Raw genomic sequence first — 17,933 nt, forward strand, 5'->3', positions numbered from 1 at the left:
GTTGAAGACCGTACCCGCAAAAGTGGCATCGGAACGCAGCCAGGAAAATGACACGCCCGTCGACGACGGGTTGGGGTTCCACGGAAGGAATGCCTGGTTGTTTTCGGTAGCGCGAAGCATCACGCCCGTACACAAAAAGGCTGGCTGGCTCTCACTTCCGCAGTTGGTGCGCGTATCGCTGTACCAGTTGCGGAGATCCGCTACCGCCCGGTCTCCCACCAACTCCAGCGTCTGGCCCCTGTCTTGCCGTGCAGGCAATGCCTGAACGGTTCTGCTGGCAGCAGGTGGTAGTTCAGTCGGCCGCAGGCCGCACGCGAGAAGGAGGAAGACGTAGCCGAATAACGCGAGTGGCCGGATGAAAATCCTTTTCATGACATAACTCCAGTTCGTGCGACATCGCATCGCACACGCTTTCGTAATATCCCGATAAGAAGCCCATGGGAAGGGTATTTCTCGACGCATTTCTGGCTATTTGGTCGTCCAATCGGTGAGCCACTGGGAATCGCTTCTTCCGTGACGATGCCCCGCTGGAGGCTGGCAAAGGACTTATGGTGGCAAGGCCTGCTGCTGGATCGCACCTGCTCCCCTATACTCCCGCGCATGAAGCCCAACGTCCTGCTGCAGTACATCCTCCCGCACCGGTTCCTCTCACGCATCGTCTACTGGGCGACCCGCTGGGAGTGGGCGCCCTGGAAGAACTTCCTCATCAGGGAGATCGTGAAGCGCTACGACGTGGACATGAGCCAGGCGGCGCAGCCCGACCCGTTCGCGTACCAGCACTTCAATGCGTTCTTCACCCGGAAGCTGAAGGCGGACGCGCGCCAGGCGGACCCCGACCCGGCCGCCATCGTGTCGCCCGCCGACGGCCGTATCAGCCAGTCCGGGCGCATTCGTGATGGCCGCATCTTCCAGGCCAAGGGCCAGGAATACACGGCGGCCGAACTGCTCGGCGACGAAGCCGCCGCCGCGCCGTTCCGGAACGGCAGCTTCGTCACGATCTACCTCTCGCCCCGGGACTACCACCGGGTGCACATGCCGCTGGAAGGCGAACTCACGGGTACCACCCACGTGCCCGGTCGCATCTTCAGCGTGGCGCCGTTCGCGGTGGAGGCGATCCCCCGCGTATTCGCCCGGAACGAGCGGCTGGTCTGCCATTTCCAGGGCGAGCATGGCCCGTTCGTGTCGGTGATGGTCGGGGCGATCCTCGTTTCCAGCGTCGCCACCGTCTGGGATGGCCTGGCCATTCCGCCCTACGCCTCGGAAATCCGCCGTCACGATTGCCGCGACCGGCATGTGAAGCTGGAACGCTTCGCCGAGATGGCCCGCTTCAACATGGGTTCGACCGTCATCCTGCTGCTGCCCGAGGGCTATGTGCTGGACGATCTGCTGCCGCAACAACAGGTTATCGTCGGCCAGCGGCTTGGGCGCTGGGCGGGCGGCACCGCCGCCAACGCGTGACGAAGCGCGTCACTATGTGACGAAAACGTCTTACATTTGACGCATCGGCGGGGTATTCTCCCCGGACCGCTGCCTCCATCGGGGGATGGGCACGGGGCCGCAAGAAGCATCCGTACTAGGGGAAGTCGTCCATGCGTCTGGTCACTCATCTCATCGCTGTCAATCGCGAAATTCGTCTACGCCGGCAGCTCGCCGATATCGAACGTGTCGTGCTCGCCCTTCCGGTGCGTGCGCATGCCGACCTGCAGCAATTGGTAAGACGCGAGATGGAGCAAGCCGCGGCCTGCGATTTCCCCCACTTGTACGGCACGCCGCCCGAAGAGCGCTACAGCACCTATGGTCATGGTCCCGACATCGGACTAGGCAAGGCGCGCTCGGAGAATCCCTTGATCGCCACGCGTGGCGTAGCCTTGTGGATCGCCTCCGTGTACCACGAGACGCTCGACTCGCGCCGTCCCGCGATGGAAGACCTGCACCGGCAGATCCTTCGCCTGATGCGTCAGATCAAGGAGCTGTCCGCGTCGGAACGACGTGACTCCACCGCGAGCTGGATGAACGAGCCGCACGCGGTGGCGTAAACCTCAGCGGCACACGGGCACGCGGATCGCCTGCCCCACTTTCAGCTGGTGCCCCTTCAGCCCGTTCAGACGCGCGATGTCCTCGACGTCCGCGCAGCTGTTCCTGCGCGCGATACTGACGAGCGTGTCGCCACGACGCACAGTGTAGGACTTCGACGAACCGGAGGGCTTCGTGGCGGATGGCGACGGGCCGTTGGCCAGGGCAGCCGACGTGGCAGCCGGAGGCGGCGGGGCCACGATCTTCACCGCGTTGTGCAGGTCGCTGGCGAGGATGGGCCACGGGCCATCGGTGCAGCTGGTGGCGTAGGCCTTTTCCAGCTGCTTGGGCACGTCGAGCCGTGCCCCCACGGGTTGGCTCACTTGCGGGTCCAGGCGCGGATTGAGGTTACGCAGCGTGCGGAACCAGCCTTCGGACATGCCCTGCGCCGAGCCGAGGCAGACGGTGAGTTCGGCGAGCGACGCGGGGCGCTTCAACACGATCTGTCCCGGCTCGCCGTCGATCTTCGGCCAGTTGAGGTGGTAACTGTCAGGATGCAGGAACAGCCAGGCGGCAGCCAGCACCATCGGTACGTAATCGCGCGTCTCGGCCGACATCTGCCCGTAGATCTGCGGATCGTAGAAGCCGGCACCGGGGTTCGCCGCGGCGAGGCGGCGCATGCGCCCTTCGCCGGCGTTGTAGGCGGCGAGTGTGAGTTCGAGGTTGTTGTTGAAGACGCCCAACTGTTCGTCGATGTATTCGGCGTTGGCCTGCGCGGCCATGGTGGGGTCGAAGCGCTGGTCGAAGCCGTCGCTGCTCGAAAGTCCGAAGCGCAACCCCGTGGCATACATGAACTGCAGCGGCCCCGATGCTCCCGAGCGGGACACAGCGTGCACCTTGCCGCCGGACTCCTTGGCCATGATGCCGAACAGCAGGGCTTCCGGCAGGTCGGCCTTCTTGTACGCCGGCCACATCTTGTAGCGGAGCATCTGGTAATTCACATACGCGTCCATCAGGTTCGGGCGCAGCTGGGTCAGCCACATTTCCAGCGCCGCCTTCACCGGACCGTTCATCACCATAAGGTCGGAGAACTGCTGGCCCTTGAGCATCGTGACGCTGCGCTGGGCCTGCGGCAGCGCCCCGACGACGATCGACCCCGAGGCGTCGCCCGGCTGGACACCCACTTCGGCTTCCTGCTCGGTATCGTCGGCGTCCTCGCCTTCGATGAAGCTGCCGTCCTTGAGCCGCAGCAGCCGGTCGAACACGGCGGCAAAACGCTGCTGGTCGCAACCCGGCGTGAGCGCGCAGCGAGCCGAGGCGTCCTTCAGCTGGTCGAGCGACTGCTTGCGCGTGCGGGCGGCTTCGGGTGTATCGCCGCGGCGCGCCTGGTCGATCGACGCCTCGTACCCCTTGCTCGCCTGGTTCATCCGGTCGTACAAGGCATTGACCTCGGGCGTGGCCTTGCCGGACGGACGGGGGGCGCCACTCGATGCGCAGCCGGCAAGGATCGCGAGCGGCAGGATCAGGAAGGGTCGCGGGATACGGACGGGCATGCACGGACTCGGGGGTAAGACATTGCCGGCAACGTTACCCCCCGTGGAGACAGGACTCAAGCACCATCGCCCGAAAAACCGCCGTAGCGGCGTGCCGTTGCGTAAACTTGCTCAGGCCAAGCTTAAGGAATGAAGAAACCATGACGACCATCCTGATCGGCCGAGGCGACGAGGCCACGGTTTCCCTCGACGCCCGTTACGGCAACCGCCACGGCATGATCGCGGGGGCCACCGGCACCGGCAAATCGGTGAGCCTGATGCTCCTGGCGGAGGGCTTCTCACGCATGGGCGTGCCCTGCTTCCTGGCCGACGCCAAGGGTGACCTTGCCGGATTGGCGCAAGCCGCCGGGGCGCCGTCGGAAAAGCTGGCGGCGCGCTTGCAGAAGCTTGGCCTCGCCGACTGGAAGCCACAGGCCAATCCCGTCGTGTTCTGGGACATCTACGGCAAGTCCGGGCACCCGGTCCGCGCCACGGTGTCGGAAATGGGGCCCACCCTGCTCTCCCGCATCCTGGAGCTCAACGACACGCAGGAAGGCGTGATGGAAGTGGTGTTCCGCGTTGCCGACGACGAAGGACTGCTCCTGCTGGACCTGGCCGACCTCCGGGCGATGCTCGGCTTCGCCGCCGAACACGCGAAGGACATCTCGGCACGCTATGGCCTGATAAGCGCGCAGAGCGTGGCCGCCATCCAGCGCGCGCTGCTCAAGCTGGAACAGGACGGCGCGGACGCGTTCTTCGGCGAGCCGGCGCTCGAACTCGCCGACCTGATGCGCCAGGACATGAGCGGGCGCGGCGTCATCAGCGTGCTCGCCGCCGACACGCTGATCCTGAAGCCACGGCTCTATTCCACGTTCCTTCTCTGGCTGTTGTCGGAACTGTTCGAGCAGTTGCCGGAAGTGGGCGACCTGGACCAGCCGAAGCTGGTGTTCTTCTTCGACGAGGCGCACCTGGTGTTCGACGACGCGCCGCCTGCGCTGCGCCAGCGCGTGGAACAGGTGGTTCGCCTCATCCGCTCCAAGGGCGTGGGCGTGTATTTCTGTTCGCAGAATCCGGACGACGTGCCCGGCGAGATCCTCGGCCAGCTCGGCAACCGCGTGCAGCACGCGCTGCGCGCCTTCACGCCGCGCGACCAGAAAGCCGTGAAAGCGGCCGCGGAAACCTTCGCGCGCAATCCGAAGCTCGACGTGGTGGAGACGATCGGCACACTCGGCACGGGCGAAGCACTGGCATCCACGCTCGGCGACGGCGGCGTGCCCTCTCCCGTGCAAAAAGTGCTGGTTTCCACGCCCGAATGCCGGATCGGCGCCATCACCCCGGAAGAACGGGCGGCGGTGCGCTCCCGCTCGCCGGTGGGCGGTAAGTACGACACGGCGGTGAACCGCGAATCCGCGGAGGAGCGGCTGGCTGTTCGCGCCAGCGAGAAGAACGCCGCCGACGCGCCGCCGGTGAAGACGCGGGAAGCGGACGATGGCGGTTCGGGCTGGGGCGACACGGTTCGCGATGCGGTGTTCGGCACGAAGCGCCGCCAGGGCATGATCGAGACCATGGCGAAGTCGATGGTGCGTACCGCCGGCTCGCGCGCCGGACAGCAGATCGTGCGCGGCATCCTCGGCAGCATCTTCGGCGGACGGCGCTGAGCATGCGTCACGAGCTGGCCGACGCGGCCACGCCCTTCGCCGAGCGCGCACGCACCGGGTGGCGCTACCCCATGCGGGGTGCCGCCCCGATGACGATCGGCGCGGTCACGCTGTTCGAATCGCTCACCTTCCTTCCCATCACGGGATTCCGCCTGCTCGTGCTCGTGCTCGGATGGATAGCCATCTACACGTACGCCTTCGAGTGCCTGCGGCGAACCGCCGACGGCTACGCCGATCCGCCCGAGATAGCCATCAACACCGAGGACAAGACGAGCGTCGCCCTCATCCTGATCCAGCTCACCGGCAGCGCCATCGGCGTGCTTGCGCCGCTCTTCCTTGGCGTACCGGGATTGCTGGTGTCGCTCGTGTTCGCCTTCGTGCTGCCCGTCATCACGATGTCGCTGACCTTCGACGGCGTGGGCGCGGCATTGAACCCCGCAACGTGGGTGGCGGCTATCGGACGCTTCGGCAGTGCGTACCTCATGCTGTTCGGCATCGTGCTCGCCACCAGCCTGCTGCAGGCGGCCGCGCAATATGCGATGAAGGACCACGGCCCCACGTTTTTCGGCACGATCGGTTACTACCTCGTCGCGAACTACCTCACCGTGTACAACTTTCATCTCATGGGTGCGCTCATCCATCACCGGCACGAGGCACTGGGCTATCAGCCGGAGTCGCTGGCCCTCGTCGAAGCCACCGAGCCCGATGACGACATGGCGCTGCTTGCGCACGTCGACCTGATTGCGCGGGACGATGTACCTGCCGCCACGGATATCCTCACCGAGCGCCTGCGCGAAGGCCTTGCGCCCGCGCCGCTGCACACTCGCTACCGCGAGCTGTTGCGCGCACAGGGCCGCCTTCCCGAGTTGCTCGTGCACGGGCAGATATGGATCGCCGCCCTCGTGGCAGGCGGGGAACCGCGGCGTGCACTGGGCGTGGTCCAGGACTGCCTCGGCGTGGATCCGTCGTTCCTTCCCGACGATACCGTTACGTGCGGCCCGCTTGCCGACACGGCGGCGCATGGCGGCATGACTAGGCTCGCCCTGCATCTCGGCCTCGGCTACCTGCGCACGTGGCCCGCGGACATGGGCGCTCCGCACTATGGGCTGCTCGCCCTGCGCATGCACGAGCGACTGGGCCAGGTGGCGGAAGCGGCGGCATTGGGGCGCCGGCTGCTAGCCAACTATGCGGAGCACCCGCTGGCGGCCGACATCAAGGCCTTGCTGGCATCGCTCGCCGCGACGCAAAAGGCCCGGTCATGAGCCGTTGGCGTCCACCCTCACCCTCGTCCACGGCGATCATCACACGGGAAGGCTTCGAACGACTGAAAGCCGAACTCGACCACCTGTGGCACACCGTGCGGCCGGAAGTGGTGAAGGCGCTTGCCGCGGCGGCGGCCGAAGGCGACCGCTCGGAAAATGCGGAATATACCTATCGCAAGAAGCAGCTCGGTGAGATCGACAGGCGCGCCCGTTACCTGAGCAAGCGCATACCGGTGCTCAAGGTGGTGGAGGCCCCGCCCACGCAGCGCGACGCGGTGTTCTTCGGCGCCACGATGGAACTGGAAAACGTGGAGACGGGAGAAACGGTGCGATACCGCATCGTAGGGCCCGACGAGACGGACGCGCGCAAGGGTTGGATCAGCGTGGATTCCCCACTGGCGCGCGCGGTGCTGAAGAAGCGCGTCGACGACGAGTTCGACGCCGAGCTGCCCGGTGGCCGTACGCGTTTCGCCGTGCTCTCGGTCGCCTACGACTGAGCGCTGTCCACCGACATCGTCGCGGCGTGCCGCTCCAATCCATCGGCGAAGCGCGCAACGTCGGCGGCGAACGCGTCGAGAGCGACGGGGTCGACCTTGCCGCCTTCGCGCAAGGCAAGCTCCATCCGCTCTCCCCGCTCGCCTACCGCGAACGTACCGAAGACGTTCACGCCGCCTAACACGTGGTGGATCCACCCGGCGACTTCGTCCGCGTCGCCGCGCTCCAGCAAAGCGGGCAATCGGCGCAGTGCGTCGCGGGTGGTGGCGACACCGGCGCGCAGCACCGTGGCGACCTTGTCGTCGGTACCGAAGATGCCGCGCATGCGCGCCATGTCGAGTTCGGGCTCTCCGTTGCTGGCGGGAGCGAGCCACCGCTCGACAGCCGTGTGGAATGCATCGAGCCTGATGGGCTTGCGCAACAGGTCGTCCATGCCCGCGGCAAGACAACGCTCGCGTTGGTCGGAGCGTGCGTCCGCCGTCATCGCGACGATGGGCAGGTGTCGCCCGGAACCTTCCTCGCGGCGACGGACCTCCCGCGCCAGTTCGTAGCCGTCCATCCGCGGCATGTGGCAATCGACCAACAGCAAGTCGTAGGGTGCAACCTCCAGTGCGGCCAACGCCGCGACACCATCTTCCACCACGTCGCAGGCATGGCCCCGCATGGCGAGCTGCACGCGCACCAGTTCCTGATTCACGGGATGGTCTTCAGCCAGGAGGATGCGCGCTTCGCGTCGTTCGGGCGGCAGCGCGGGCGGGGCGTCGACGGGTACTTCCGCGGGCGCAACGGGCGCCTTGGCCACGGGCAATTCCAGGGTGACGGTCACCGTCGTACCGCGCCCGGGTTCGCTCTCGATGGCGATGTGTCCACCCATGCGTTCGATCAACCGGCGCGAAATGCTCAGCCCCAGCCCGGTGCCGCCGAAACGTCGATTGGTGGACGAATCGGCCTGGCTGAAGGGTGCGAAGACATGCCGCAGTTTTGCCGCGTGGATACCGATGCCGGTGTCTGTCACGACGATGCGCAAGCCCTGTCGCGCACCTTGCCGCCCGTCCGCGCGTACCTCCACGCGTACTTCGCCGCGCTCGGTGAACTTGATGGCGTTGCCGAGCAGGTTCAGGAGGACCTGACGTAGCCGGCCGTCGTCCACCATGAGGTAGGGCGCCAGCGCGTCGTCGATCGTGGAGCGCAGCAGCAGTCCCTTGGCCTCTGCCGGTGCCGCGAGGATAGCGATGGCACCCTCGACGATCGCGCGCACGTCCGCCGGCCTCGGATCGAGGTCGAGGTGCCCGGCCTCGATCTTGGAGAAGTCGAGCACGTCGTCGAGGATGTGCAGCAGCGCTTCGGCGGAATGCTCGATGGTGGACACCATGCTCCGCTGCGACGCATCGAGTCGCGTCCGTTCCAGCACGTCGAGCAGACCGATCACGCCGTTCATGGGCGTGCGGATTTCGTGGCTGATGGTGGCGAGGAAGTCGCTCTTGGCACGGGTGGCCGCTTCCGCTTCGTCGCGCGCACGCGCCAGGCCCCGCGATGCTAGTTCCTGCGCGGTCACGTCTACCCAGTAGCCATTCCAGCGCACGGTACCGTCGGCTGCCGCCAGGGGTACGGCATCGGAACTCAGGTAACGCACGCGCCCGCCGACCTGCGCGCGCACGGTGACGTGCAACGGCTGGAGTTCGCGTGCCGAACGCTCGAAGGCCGCACGCAGCTTCTCGCGGTCTTCGTCGGGAATGGGAGCGAGCATGGTCGCCTCCCCGGCAAGCAGTTCCGCGGGTTCCATGCCGAGGATGCTCTGCGGATCGCCGCCGACATACGTCATGGCATAGGTGCCGTCCGTGCCGCGCACGGCCTCGTACACCACCGCCGGCACGTGCGCCGTCACTTCGGCGAGGCGGCGCTCCGTGCGCTCGCGCCGGCGGGTTTCCCTGCGCAGGTTGAGATACGCATAGCTGATCGCCACGAGCGACACCAGCAGGACCGCGACGAACGGCAGGATGCGGCTTGCGATCTCGTGCCACGTGGGGCCGACGACGTAGTGCGCGGCGAACCACGTGTTCCGGAGCTCCTGCTGCCTATGCACGGGCAGGTTCACGAGCGCGCGGTTGACCAGCGGAAGAAGCGGCGCGAGATCGCGGCTGACGCCGATCGCGATGGCCTCGCTGTCGCCGGTCGGCGCGGCAACCTTCAACTGCCCGAGGAAAGCGTCGCGAATGTGATAGTCGACGGATGCCAGGTTGCCGACGAACGCATCGCCCTCGCCTGCCGCGAGTCGGCGCATACCTTCGCGTTCCGTGTCGACCGGCATCGCCTGCACATTGGGAATGCGCGCGAGCAGCCGGCGAACGGGTTCGCGGGTGACGTTGCCCAGCACGCGTTTTCCCGCGAGGTCGTCGGCCCCGGCGATCGTCGGCGAGCCCTCTCGGGTGACGATCATGATGGGGAAGTCGAGGTACGGCACGCTGGGTTCGAGGTGCGGAAACGTGGCGCTTTGCGGGTTGATCGCCGCTACGAGGTCGACGTCCCCCTGCCGCACCTTCTGCACGGTATCGGCCCAGTTGTCACTCGGGACCTGGGTGAGGCGAATGCCCAGTTCGGCGGCCACCTCGCGCACGTAGTCGAGCGCCAGGCCTTCCGCCTCGCCCCTTCCGGACAGGAGGCTGAAGGGTGCATAGCTCGGGTCCACACCCAGGCGAAGCGCCGGCAAGGCCTTCAACCATGCCTTTTCCTTTTCGCTGAGCGGAATGCCGGCCTGTTGTGGACGGGGCGCGATGTCCCGGCCGACCCAACGCGCACGCAGCCTTCCATGGTCCGCGGCCGTGAGTTCGGCCAACGCTTCGTCGATGGCGCGGCCCAGCGGCGCACGCTCGGCCGGCACCGCGAACGCGAGCGCGCTGATCGGCAGCGCCAGCGGCGCGCCTACGCGAAGCTGCGACTCGAGCCCCAGGCGGGAAACGAATTCGCGAGCGGAATAAGGATTGTCGAGATAGGCCGTCACCTCGCCGGAGCGAACGAGCGCCAGGGCTTCGGCCGTGGACCGCGTTTCCACGAGGGTGGTGTCGGGAAGTTCGCGGCGCAGCGCCGCCAGGTCGAAATACCCGGTGTGCACGGCGAGCCGTTTGCCACGCAGGTCGCCCGGACGATGCACCAGGGGTGCGTCGACCCGCTCGACCAGTGCGGGAAGCGATTCGAAATAGGTGGCGCCGATGCGGATGCCCGGCATGCCTTTCTCCACCGGGGTGACCGACGTGGCCACGTCGATGTCGCCCCGCGCCAGGGCATTGAGCAATTCCGGCCAGGTGGGGAAGGTTCGCGTCTGCAGTGTGACCCCCAGTTCCCTGGCGATCTGGCGAAGGTAGTCCGGGCCCAATCCCTCCAGTTCGCCGTCCCGCAGCTCCTCGAAAGGTGGGTAGCCCTCCTGGTAGGCCCCCACGGTAAGCACCGGGTGGTGCCGCAGCCAGTCCGCATCCTGGCGCGACGATGGCGCGTCCGGAGACGCCGCCGCCGGGAGGGCGAGCACGACCATGATTAACAGGAGCAGGCGTCGGATCACGTGGCGGGGTTCGTTGGAGGGGCCTTCATGGGCATAATCGATCCGAAGTCAGCCGTACCGCAATGCAGTAAGGAGAACACGAGGCATGCCACTCAAGGTCATTCTGGCAGACGACCACCCCCTGGTTCTCGTTGGAGGCGCCCTGGCGCTGAGGACCGCGCACATCGACGTGGTGGGTGAAGCACAGTCCGCGGACGAGCTTTTGTCCATGCTCGGCGACCGTGCCTGTGACGTCGTGATTACGGATTTTCTCATGCCGAGCGACCGACAGGACGACGGTTTCGCGCTGATCGAAAGGATCGTGAAGGAATATCCGCAGGTTGCAGTGGTGGTTCTCACCATGATCAATCGACCCGCGGCACTGATGTCGATGCTCAATCGCGGCGTGCTCGGCATCGTCGACAAACGCGCCCCCATGGACGAATTGCCGGTAGCCGCACGCGCGGTGGCCAGCGGCGAAACCTATCTCAGCGAAACGCTCCTGGCGATCCTCAACGAAACGGACGAAGTGTCCGACGCCATGCCCGGTGCCCCGCTCTCACCACGCGAAACGGAAGTGATCAAGCTCTTCGTCGCCGGCATGTCGCTGCAGCAGATCGCCGACCGCGAAGGCAAATCGGTGAAGACCATCAGCCGGCAAAAACGCGACGCCATGCGCAAGCTCGGCGTGCACCACGACGGCCTGCTGCTCGACTACGTGCGCGATCACGGGCTGGTGTAGAAACGCTCCTACACCAACGGCGCCGGATAAACCCGACCGGCCCGCAACGGCTGGAAACAAGGCGCATGCCGGTAGAACGATTCGCTGGACGTCTCCGCGTGCCATCCCGGCACGCCGGAAACCGGTAGCGGCCGCAACTCCAGCGGATCGACGAGGACCGCGCCGGAAGCGATCGCTTCGGCGCAGCGCGCGGCGGCGTGCTCGCTCCCCGTCACCACCAACGCCTTGCCCACGAGCAGCTTGCCGGGTGTGAGCGCGTGTTCGAGCAACGCGTGCCCGAACACGTCCACGCGCGCCTGCCCGCACAGCCACGCGTCGCGGTGGATCCAGAACAGGCGATGCCAGTCGTGCGCGTTCCATGCGTCGAGCATGGCGCCATCGTTGAGCGTCACGATCAGGCCGGCCTCGTCGAAATGGGTCAGCGCGTACTGCGGACGCGAGCGCTCGCGCGGGCCCATGACGGCGATCTCCGCCATCTGCCGCGCGTTCAGTGCCTGCTTGATCGCGCCGTATCGTAGCCAGACGAAGGCGTTGAACAGGTCGTGCCAGTTGGCGGGCCGGGTCGCGATGGCGCCGTGCCGCGCGATGCGTTCCTCGTAGTGCAGGCCGTCCGCCAGCAGTTCCTTGTCCTGGGGTACGAACCGGTGGCGCGCGCCGGTGGGCCAGAGCGCGTTGAGTTCGTCGATGGTGGGCCAGGTTTCGTCGCGCATCAGCGGCGCGAACGATGACCATTCCGACAGCGGCGGCGACGCGAGCACGCTCCGGTCGAGCGCTTGCCGCGTCGGCGCCACGTACCGCATGGACTCAGGCCAGGCGGCCGTAGAGATCGTGCGCGTCGGCCTCTTCGACCAGGACATCGACGAACTGGCCCGGCTTCAGCAACTGGCCATCGTCGATGCGCACGGCACCGTCGATTTCCGGCGCATCGGCGCTGGAGCGGCCCCATGCGCCTTCGGCGTCGATCTCGTCGACCAGCACCTTGATCGTCTTGCCGACCTTGCGCTGCAGCTTCGCGGCGGAAATCTCGGCCTGCACCGCCATGAACTGCTCGAGGCGGTCTTCCTTCAGTTCCTCGTCGATCTGGCCGGGCAGCTCGTTCGCCTTGGCGCCGTCCACCGGCGAATACGCGAACGCGCCGACCCGGTCGAGTTCTGCCTCGCGCAGGAAGTCGAGGAGTTCCTGGAACTCCGCATGCGTCTCGCCTGGGAAGCCCACGATGAAGGTGCTGCGGATGGTCAGGTCCGGCACCTGGCGGCGCCAGTTCTGGATGCGCTCCAGCGTCTTGTCGACGTTGCCCGGCCGCTTCATCAGCTTGAGGATGCGCGGGCTGGCGTGCTGGAACGGAATGTCGAGATAAGGAAGGATCCTTCCTTCCGCCATCAACGGCATCACTTCGTCCACGTGCGGATACGGGTAGACGTAATGCAAGCGCGTCCACACGCCCAGTTCCGCCAGGCCCTCGCAGAGTTCCGTCATGCGCGTGCGATACGACTTCCCGCGCCATTCGCGTTCGGCGTAGCGAACATCGACGCCATAGGCGCTGGTGTCCTGCGAGATGACCAGCAGTTCCTTCACGCCGCCCTTCACCAGCTTTTCCGCTTCCAGCAGCACCTGGTCCACCGGACGGCTGACGAGGTCGCCGCGCATCGACGGAATGATGCAGAAGCTGCAACGGTGGTTGCAGCCTTCCGAGATCTTCAAGTAGGCATAGTGCTTCGGCGTGAGCTTCACGCCGGTGTCCGGCACGAGGTCGATGAACTTGTTGCGCGTTGGCGGCAGGGCCTGGTGCACTGCGCTCATCACGGACGCGTAGTCCTGCGGACCCGTGATGGCCAGCACGTCGGGATAGCTTTCGCGAATCAGTTCCTGGCGCTTGCCGAGGCAACCGGTGACGATGACCTTGCCGTTCTCGTGCAGCGCCTCGCCGATGGCGTCGAGCGATTCCTGCACGGCGGAGTCGATGAAACCGCAGGTGTTCACCACCACGGCGTCGGCGGCGGCGTAAGTGGGAACGATCTCGTACCCCTCGACCTTCAGCTGGGTGAGGATGCGTTCGGAATCGACGAGCGCCTTCGGGCAGCCGAGGCTGACGAAACCGATCTTCTGGGTCTGGGCGGCCTGGGACATATGCCGTGGGTACCGGGGGGAGGAAACTGCGCATTATAGCGGGTCCCGCCCAATGCCGTTTCCCGTCAATCTCCCTCGACAGTCCTGCGGCTAAGATGCTCGGCCTGCTCCCTTCCCCCACCGATGGAGATCCAGCCATGGGCCACACCCTGATCCTCGACACCTCCCGCCCACACGAAAGCATGGACGCCTACGTCGCCGAACCCTCGCGCACGCCCAAGGGCGGTATCGTCGTCATCCAGGAGATCTTCGGCGTCAATGCGCACATGCGCAGCGTGGCGGACCGCTTTGCCGAGGAAGGCTACGTCGCCATTGCGCCGGCCCTGTTCGATCCCGTGGAAAAAGGCGTGGAACTGGGCTACGACCAGGACGGCATGCAGAAGGGCGTGAAGCTCATAGCCGAACTCGGCTTGCTGCGCCCGATGCAAGACGTCGGCATCGCCGCCGCGCTGATCGCGGACCGCTACAAGGTCAAGGTCGGCACCGTGGGTTATTGCTGGGGCGGCACCGTGGCGATGTTGGCGGCCTTGCGCCTCGGCCTGCCCTCCGCGAGCTACTACGGCTCGCGTAACGTGCCCTTCCTCACCGAGCCCGCCAAGGCCAACGTGATCTTCCACTTCGGCGAGCGCGACCACTCCATTCCGCCGGAAATGGTGGAGAAGCACCGCGAACTGAAGCCGGAGATGGACACCTGGGTGTATCCGGCCGACCACGGTTTCAATCGCGATGTCGGCGGCAGCTACGACGAGCCCAGCGCGAAACTCGCGATGGAAAGGACCCTGGCGTTCTTCGCGCAAGAACTCGCGGCGCAAGGCTGACATGGGCGACGCCTTCGTATTGGACACGCGCCTCGCCGCCGACACCGTTACCGTCGGCGACCTGCCGCTCTGTCGGGTGCTGCTGATGCAGGACCGCCGTTATGCCTGGCTGGTACTCGTTCCGCGACGCGAGGGCATGGTGGAAGTAACCGACCTGGACGACGACGAGCGTACGGCGCTGTGGCGCGAAGTCGACAGGGCGGCCGCGGCGCTGCGGGAGGCCGCGCCATGCGACAAGATGAACATCGGTGCCCTCGGCAACATCGTGCGCCAGCTGCACGTGCATGTGGTGGCGCGGGTGGAGGGCGATGCGGCGTGGCCGGGGCCGGTATGGGGGCATGGCCCCGCGGAACCGTATCGCGAGGGCGAGGCGGAGCGGATGGTGACGGTGCTCGGGCGTTCCCTGGGACTGTAACGACGTCCCACCACTCCTCTTACCTAAACACCGCAGGCCCGGAAACGAACGAGGCGCCGCAGGGAGTACCTGGGCGCCTCGCGAAGGACGGTCGCGAGCAGGGTTCGCCCCTGCAACGCGGTAAAGCCTGGCTTACTGCTGCGTCTGCGGATCGTAGGCGCCGCTGGACGCGTCCTTGCCCTGCATGCGGTCGGGCAGCGCCGCCTTGTGCGGGGTGTCCTCGAGCTGGCGGGCCTTTTCTTCCACGGCGTTCAGGCGAACCAGTTCGCCCTTCTTGTCGTAGTAGACGGTGAAACCGTAGTCGAGCTGCATGCGTGCGAGGAAGCCCAGGTGGGCGTCGCGGATCTTGGAATCGTCGCTGGGCAGGACCAGCACCGTCTTCGGCAGCTTGCCCTGGTCCTTCAGGTAGGCGAAATGGCTGCCGGTATCGGCGGCGGAAAGCACGGCGCCGTCGACGAGGAACTGGCCGCTCTTGTACGCCTTGATGGTGTAGTCGAACTGCCCCTGCTCGGCCTTGACCTGGTCGGACTTGGCCGCGCCACGATGGCAGCCGGCGAGCACCAGCATGCTGGCGAGGAGGATCGCCGCAGCGGCGCGGGCCATCAGGGTGGGAAGTCGGATCATGCGTGTCTCCGTGGATCGGTGTGGCCTTGAAGAGGTGAGTCTACCGCGCGGGGACGGCCCGGACACACTCCAAAGGATCAGGAAAAGCTCTTTGTGGGAGCCGCTTCAGCGGCGATTCGGGCGGCGCAAGCCTGCCCGCTGCCTTGGGCTTGCCGCTGAAGCGGCTCCTACAGCCGTTCAGGTGCTCGGCAGGGTGACGCCGCGCTGGCCCTGGTACTTGCCGCCGCGGTCCGCGTACGACACCTCGCACTCCTCGTCGGACTCGAGGAAGAGCATCTGCGCCACGCCCTCGTTGGCGTAGATCTTCGCGGGCAGCGGCGTGGTGTTCGAGAACTCCAGGGTGACGTGGCCTTCCCACTCGGGTTCGAGCGGCGTCACGTTGACGATGATGCCGCAGCGCGCGTAGGTGCTCTTGCCCAGGCAGATCGTGAGCACCTTGCGCGGAATGCGGAAGTACTCGACGGTGCGGGCCAGCGCGAACGAATTCGGCGGAATGATGCAGACATCCGACTTGATGTCGACGAAGCTGCGCTCGTCGAACGCCTTCGGGTCCACGATCGTCGAATTGATGTTCGTGAACACCTTGAACTCATCGGCGCAGCGAACGTCGTAGCCATAGCTCGACGTGCCGTACGAGACCAGACGGTGGCCGTCCCGCTCCTTCACCTGGCCAGGGGCGAACGGCTCGATCATGCCGTGCTCCGCGGCCATGCGGCGGATCCACTTGTCGGACTTGATGCTCAATGCTGTCTCTCCTCGCTGGAGCCGGAAAGGTAAAGGAACGTCGCGGAACGCGCCAGCAGGCGCGTCTTCGGAGGTGTCTTCAGGTGTTCTGGATGACGATCTTCGGGAAGCCGATGGCCTTGTTCCGCGCCTGCAGCGAAAGCCTCGCCGCCGTTGCACGGGCGATGGCCCGGTAGCGCATCGCCAGGTCGGAATCGGGAATGGCGGCGACCGTGGGCTTCCCCCCGTCGGACTGCTCCCGGATGCGGATGTCCAGAGGCAGGTCGCCGAGGTAGGCGATACCGGCTTCGGCGGCCATGCGCGCGCCGCCCCCGTGTCCGAAGATGTGCTCCTCGTGTCCGCAGTTCGTGCAGATGTGGGTGGCCATGTTCTCCACGACACCGAGGACAGGGACCTCCACCTTGCGGAACATGCCCAGGGCCTTGCGGGCGTCCAGAAGTGCGATGTCCTGCGGCGTGGTGACGATCACGGCGCCCGAGACCGGAACCTTCTGCGACAGGGTGAGCTGGATATCGCCCGTGCCCGGCGGAAGGTCGATGATGAGGTAGTCGAGCTCGTCCCAGAGCGTGTCGGTGAGCAGCTGCATCAGGGCCTGGGTGACCATCGGGCCACGCCAGATCATGGGTGTGTCTTCCTCGATCAGCACCCCGATCGACATGGCCTGCAGGCCATGCGCCCGCATGGGCACGATGCTCTTGCCATCCGGCGACGTGGGCTTGCCGCTCAGGCCGAGCATGCGCGGTTGGCTGGGGCCGTAGATGTCGGCGTCGAGGATGCCCACTTTCGCGCCCTCGGCGGCCAGTGCGAGCGCCAGGTTCACCGACACCGTGGACTTGCCCACGCCGCCCTTGCCCGACGCCACCGCCACCACGTTCTTCACGCCCGGCAACGGGGCGAGCTGGCCCTGCACCTTGTGGGCGTGGACGCGCCAGCCGACCGAGGCCGCCGCGGACGCGATCGCCGGGTCCGCTTCGAGGGCGGCCTTGGCCTCGGCGGCCGCCTGCTCGACGTATCCCGCGGCGGGATAGCCCAGCTGGATATCCACGGACACGCGGTCGCCGTCTACACCGACGGCACGGACGGACGCACCCAGCCCCTGCCCGGAATGCGGGTCGATGAGGCGGTCGAGGATGCCGCGGACAAGGGTTTCGCTGGGCTGAGTCATGATGGGGGTGGGGAAATTCGGAGATCGCCCATTATGCCAGTTGCGGTGTCGTCCCTCCCCACCCGCTGACCGGCTCCCTATACCGTCCGACTCCCTATGCTGGCTGGCTCCGCTGGCTCCCCATGTGGGAAGCGCGCTTGCGCGCGAACGGCCCCGCGCCGCGCCCGGTTCGCGGCCGAGGCCGCTTCCCACAACTTCGCGGCCGAGGCCGTTTCCCACAAATTCGCCGCCGCCGGGGCCGCTTCCCACAACGGGGAACACGACAGGTCGTCGCCACATCTGGCGCGTTGCAGCTTGACGGCCGCCCCGGGGCTCGTCAGGCTCGGCCATACCTGACCGTATGGGGAGCCCGCAAGCCTATGAAGCCTCTGATCCGCACCGCCCTCGCCTTCGCCCTTGCGGCGAGCGCCCTCCCCGCCCTTGCCGCCAACGACAGCCCCGTGGGCAAGTGGAAGACGATCGACGACAAGACCCACGAGGTGAAGTCGATCGTGGAGATCACCGAAAACGGCGGCCTGCTGGAAGGCAAGGTCTTGCAGGTGCTGAAGTCCGAGCACGGTCCGCATCCGGTCTGCGCCAACTGCGACGGCGAACGCAAGAACAAGCCCATCGAAGGCATGACCATCATGTGGGGCCTGAAGAAGGACGGCGACGAATGGTCCGGTGGCCAGATCCTCGATCCGGCCAAGGGCAAGATCTACAAGGTCACGCTGAAGCTCGAGGACGGCGGGCAGAAGCTCGACGTGCATGGCTACATCGGCTTCTCGCTGATCGGCCGCAGCCAGGAATGGGTCCGGGCCGAGTAA

At 66.4% G+C, this 17,933-nt stretch carries 17 protein-coding genes; 9 read left to right on the plus strand and 8 right to left on the minus strand.

The window, feature by feature from the left end; all coding sequences use genetic code 11:
* Positions 1-372 (minus strand): hypothetical protein (locus ACPYOD_RS16990; RefSeq protein ID WP_481302891.1); only part of this gene is annotated, 372 nt, incomplete at its 3' end.
* A 228-nt stretch (positions 373-600) separates the two neighbouring features.
* Here ACPYOD_RS16990 and asd point away from each other — a divergent pair.
* The gene (asd, locus tag ACPYOD_RS16995; RefSeq protein ID WP_481302892.1) at positions 601-1,458 is read left to right on the plus strand and encodes an archaetidylserine decarboxylase; all 858 of its coding nucleotides are present in this window, start codon (positions 601-603) and stop codon (positions 1,456-1,458) included.
* Positions 1,459-1,589: 131 nt separating this feature from the next.
* On the plus strand, positions 1,590-2,036 hold the full coding sequence (locus tag ACPYOD_RS17000; RefSeq protein WP_481302893.1) for a hypothetical protein: 447 nt from the start codon (positions 1,590-1,592) through the stop codon (positions 2,034-2,036).
* Positions 2,037-2,039: 3 nt separating this feature from the next.
* On the opposite strand, the gene ACPYOD_RS17005 is transcribed toward ACPYOD_RS17000, so the two are convergent.
* Positions 2,040-3,566 (minus strand): transglycosylase SLT domain-containing protein, encoded by a 1,527-nt coding sequence (locus ACPYOD_RS17005; protein WP_481302894.1) that lies wholly within the window; start codon positions 3,564-3,566, stop codon positions 2,040-2,042.
* A gap of 140 nt (positions 3,567-3,706) precedes the next feature.
* On the opposite strand from ACPYOD_RS17005, the gene ACPYOD_RS17010 reads away from it, so the two are divergent.
* The 3 genes from ACPYOD_RS17010 to greB are packed head-to-tail and all read left to right on the plus strand — an operon-like array spanning position 3,707 to position 6,962.
* Positions 3,707-5,203 carry a helicase HerA-like domain-containing protein gene (locus ACPYOD_RS17010; protein ID WP_481302895.1) on the plus strand — a complete coding sequence of 499 codons (1,497 nt, stop codon included), beginning with the start codon at positions 3,707-3,709 and terminating at the stop codon, positions 5,201-5,203.
* A gap of 2 nt (positions 5,204-5,205) precedes the next feature.
* Positions 5,206-6,465: a DUF4013 domain-containing protein gene (locus tag ACPYOD_RS17015; RefSeq protein WP_481302896.1), complete on the plus strand. Its 1,260-nt coding sequence runs from the start codon at positions 5,206-5,208 to the stop codon at positions 6,463-6,465.
* Entirely contained in the window at positions 6,462-6,962 is a 501-nt protein-coding gene (gene greB, locus ACPYOD_RS17020; protein ID WP_481302897.1) for a transcription elongation factor GreB, read from the plus strand. Before ACPYOD_RS17015 ends, greB begins: the two co-directional genes overlap by 4 nt.
* Here greB and ACPYOD_RS17025 read toward each other — a convergent pair.
* The gene (locus ACPYOD_RS17025; protein ID WP_481302898.1) at positions 6,953-10,513 is read right to left on the minus strand and encodes an ATP-binding protein; all 3,561 of its coding nucleotides are present in this window, start codon (positions 10,511-10,513) and stop codon (positions 6,953-6,955) included. The genes greB and ACPYOD_RS17025 overlap by 10 nt on opposite strands.
* 85 nt (positions 10,514-10,598) lie before the next feature.
* Between ACPYOD_RS17025 and ACPYOD_RS17030 the strand changes: the two genes are divergently transcribed.
* Positions 10,599-11,234 carry a response regulator gene (locus ACPYOD_RS17030; RefSeq protein WP_481302899.1) on the plus strand — a complete coding sequence of 212 codons (636 nt, stop codon included), beginning with the start codon at positions 10,599-10,601 and terminating at the stop codon, positions 11,232-11,234.
* An 8-nt stretch (positions 11,235-11,242) separates the two neighbouring features.
* Here the strand turns inward: ACPYOD_RS17030 and ACPYOD_RS17035 are convergent, their stop codons facing one another.
* Positions 11,243-12,034: a DUF3025 domain-containing protein gene (locus tag ACPYOD_RS17035; protein WP_481302900.1), complete on the minus strand. Its 792-nt coding sequence runs from the start codon at positions 12,032-12,034 to the stop codon at positions 11,243-11,245.
* Between the two features lie 4 nt (positions 12,035-12,038).
* On the minus strand, positions 12,039-13,361 hold the full coding sequence (rimO, locus tag ACPYOD_RS17040) for a 30S ribosomal protein S12 methylthiotransferase RimO (protein WP_481302901.1): 1,323 nt from the start codon (positions 13,359-13,361) through the stop codon (positions 12,039-12,041).
* A gap of 137 nt (positions 13,362-13,498) precedes the next feature.
* Between rimO and ACPYOD_RS17045 the strand changes: the two genes are divergently transcribed.
* Complete coding sequence (locus ACPYOD_RS17045; RefSeq protein ID WP_481302902.1) at positions 13,499-14,179, plus strand: dienelactone hydrolase family protein; 681 nt, start codon at positions 13,499-13,501, stop codon at positions 14,177-14,179.
* Between the two features lies 1 nt (position 14,180).
* Positions 14,181-14,594, plus strand: a complete 414-nt coding sequence (locus ACPYOD_RS17050; protein WP_481302903.1) for an HIT domain-containing protein — start codon at positions 14,181-14,183, stop codon at positions 14,592-14,594.
* A 132-nt stretch (positions 14,595-14,726) separates the two neighbouring features.
* Here ACPYOD_RS17050 and ACPYOD_RS17055 read toward each other — a convergent pair whose 3' ends face one another.
* From ACPYOD_RS17055 to apbC, 3 genes are all read right to left on the minus strand, one after another.
* On the minus strand, positions 14,727-15,218 hold the full coding sequence (locus ACPYOD_RS17055) for a hypothetical protein (RefSeq protein WP_481302904.1): 492 nt from the start codon (positions 15,216-15,218) through the stop codon (positions 14,727-14,729).
* Positions 15,219-15,395: 177 nt separating this feature from the next.
* Positions 15,396-15,962, minus strand: a complete 567-nt coding sequence (gene dcd / locus ACPYOD_RS17060) for a dCTP deaminase (protein ID WP_089973877.1) — start codon at positions 15,960-15,962, stop codon at positions 15,396-15,398.
* Positions 15,963-16,041: 79 nt separating this feature from the next.
* Positions 16,042-17,127 carry an iron-sulfur cluster carrier protein ApbC gene (gene apbC / locus ACPYOD_RS17065; protein ID WP_481302905.1) on the minus strand — a complete coding sequence of 362 codons (1,086 nt, stop codon included), beginning with the start codon at positions 17,125-17,127 and terminating at the stop codon, positions 16,042-16,044.
* Between the two features lie 359 nt (positions 17,128-17,486).
* Here apbC and ACPYOD_RS17070 point away from each other — a divergent pair, with 359 nt between their 5' ends.
* Positions 17,487-17,933, plus strand: coding sequence for a DUF2147 domain-containing protein (locus tag ACPYOD_RS17070; protein ID WP_481302906.1), 447 nt, complete (start codon positions 17,487-17,489; stop codon positions 17,931-17,933).

Source organism: Luteibacter sp. HAY1-4A, assembly GCF_056755355.1.

Coding starts and splice junctions, on each gene's coding strand:
- apbC (WP_481302905.1), bottom strand. CDS start 17,127: ATGACTCAGCCCAGCGAAACCCTTGTCCGCGGCATCCTCGACCGCCTC.
- rimO (WP_481302901.1), bottom strand. CDS start 13,361: ATGTCCCAGGCCGCCCAGACCCAGAAGATCGGTTTCGTCAGCCTCGGC.
- ACPYOD_RS17010 (WP_481302895.1), top strand. CDS start 3,707: ATGACGACCATCCTGATCGGCCGAGGCGACGAGGCCACGGTTTCCCTC.
- greB (WP_481302897.1), top strand. CDS start 6,462: ATGAGCCGTTGGCGTCCACCCTCACCCTCGTCCACGGCGATCATCACA.
- ACPYOD_RS17015 (WP_481302896.1), top strand. CDS start 5,206: ATGCGTCACGAGCTGGCCGACGCGGCCACGCCCTTCGCCGAGCGCGCA.
- ACPYOD_RS17070 (WP_481302906.1), top strand. CDS start 17,487: ATGAAGCCTCTGATCCGCACCGCCCTCGCCTTCGCCCTTGCGGCGAGC.
- ACPYOD_RS17030 (WP_481302899.1), top strand. CDS start 10,599: ATGCCACTCAAGGTCATTCTGGCAGACGACCACCCCCTGGTTCTCGTT.
- ACPYOD_RS17045 (WP_481302902.1), top strand. CDS start 13,499: ATGGGCCACACCCTGATCCTCGACACCTCCCGCCCACACGAAAGCATG.
- ACPYOD_RS17055 (WP_481302904.1), bottom strand. CDS start 15,218: ATGATCCGACTTCCCACCCTGATGGCCCGCGCCGCTGCGGCGATCCTC.
- ACPYOD_RS17035 (WP_481302900.1), bottom strand. CDS start 12,034: ATGCGGTACGTGGCGCCGACGCGGCAAGCGCTCGACCGGAGCGTGCTC.
- ACPYOD_RS17000 (WP_481302893.1), top strand. CDS start 1,590: ATGCGTCTGGTCACTCATCTCATCGCTGTCAATCGCGAAATTCGTCTA.
- asd (WP_481302892.1), top strand. CDS start 601: ATGAAGCCCAACGTCCTGCTGCAGTACATCCTCCCGCACCGGTTCCTC.
- ACPYOD_RS17005 (WP_481302894.1), bottom strand. CDS start 3,566: ATGCCCGTCCGTATCCCGCGACCCTTCCTGATCCTGCCGCTCGCGATC.
- ACPYOD_RS17050 (WP_481302903.1), top strand. CDS start 14,181: ATGGGCGACGCCTTCGTATTGGACACGCGCCTCGCCGCCGACACCGTT.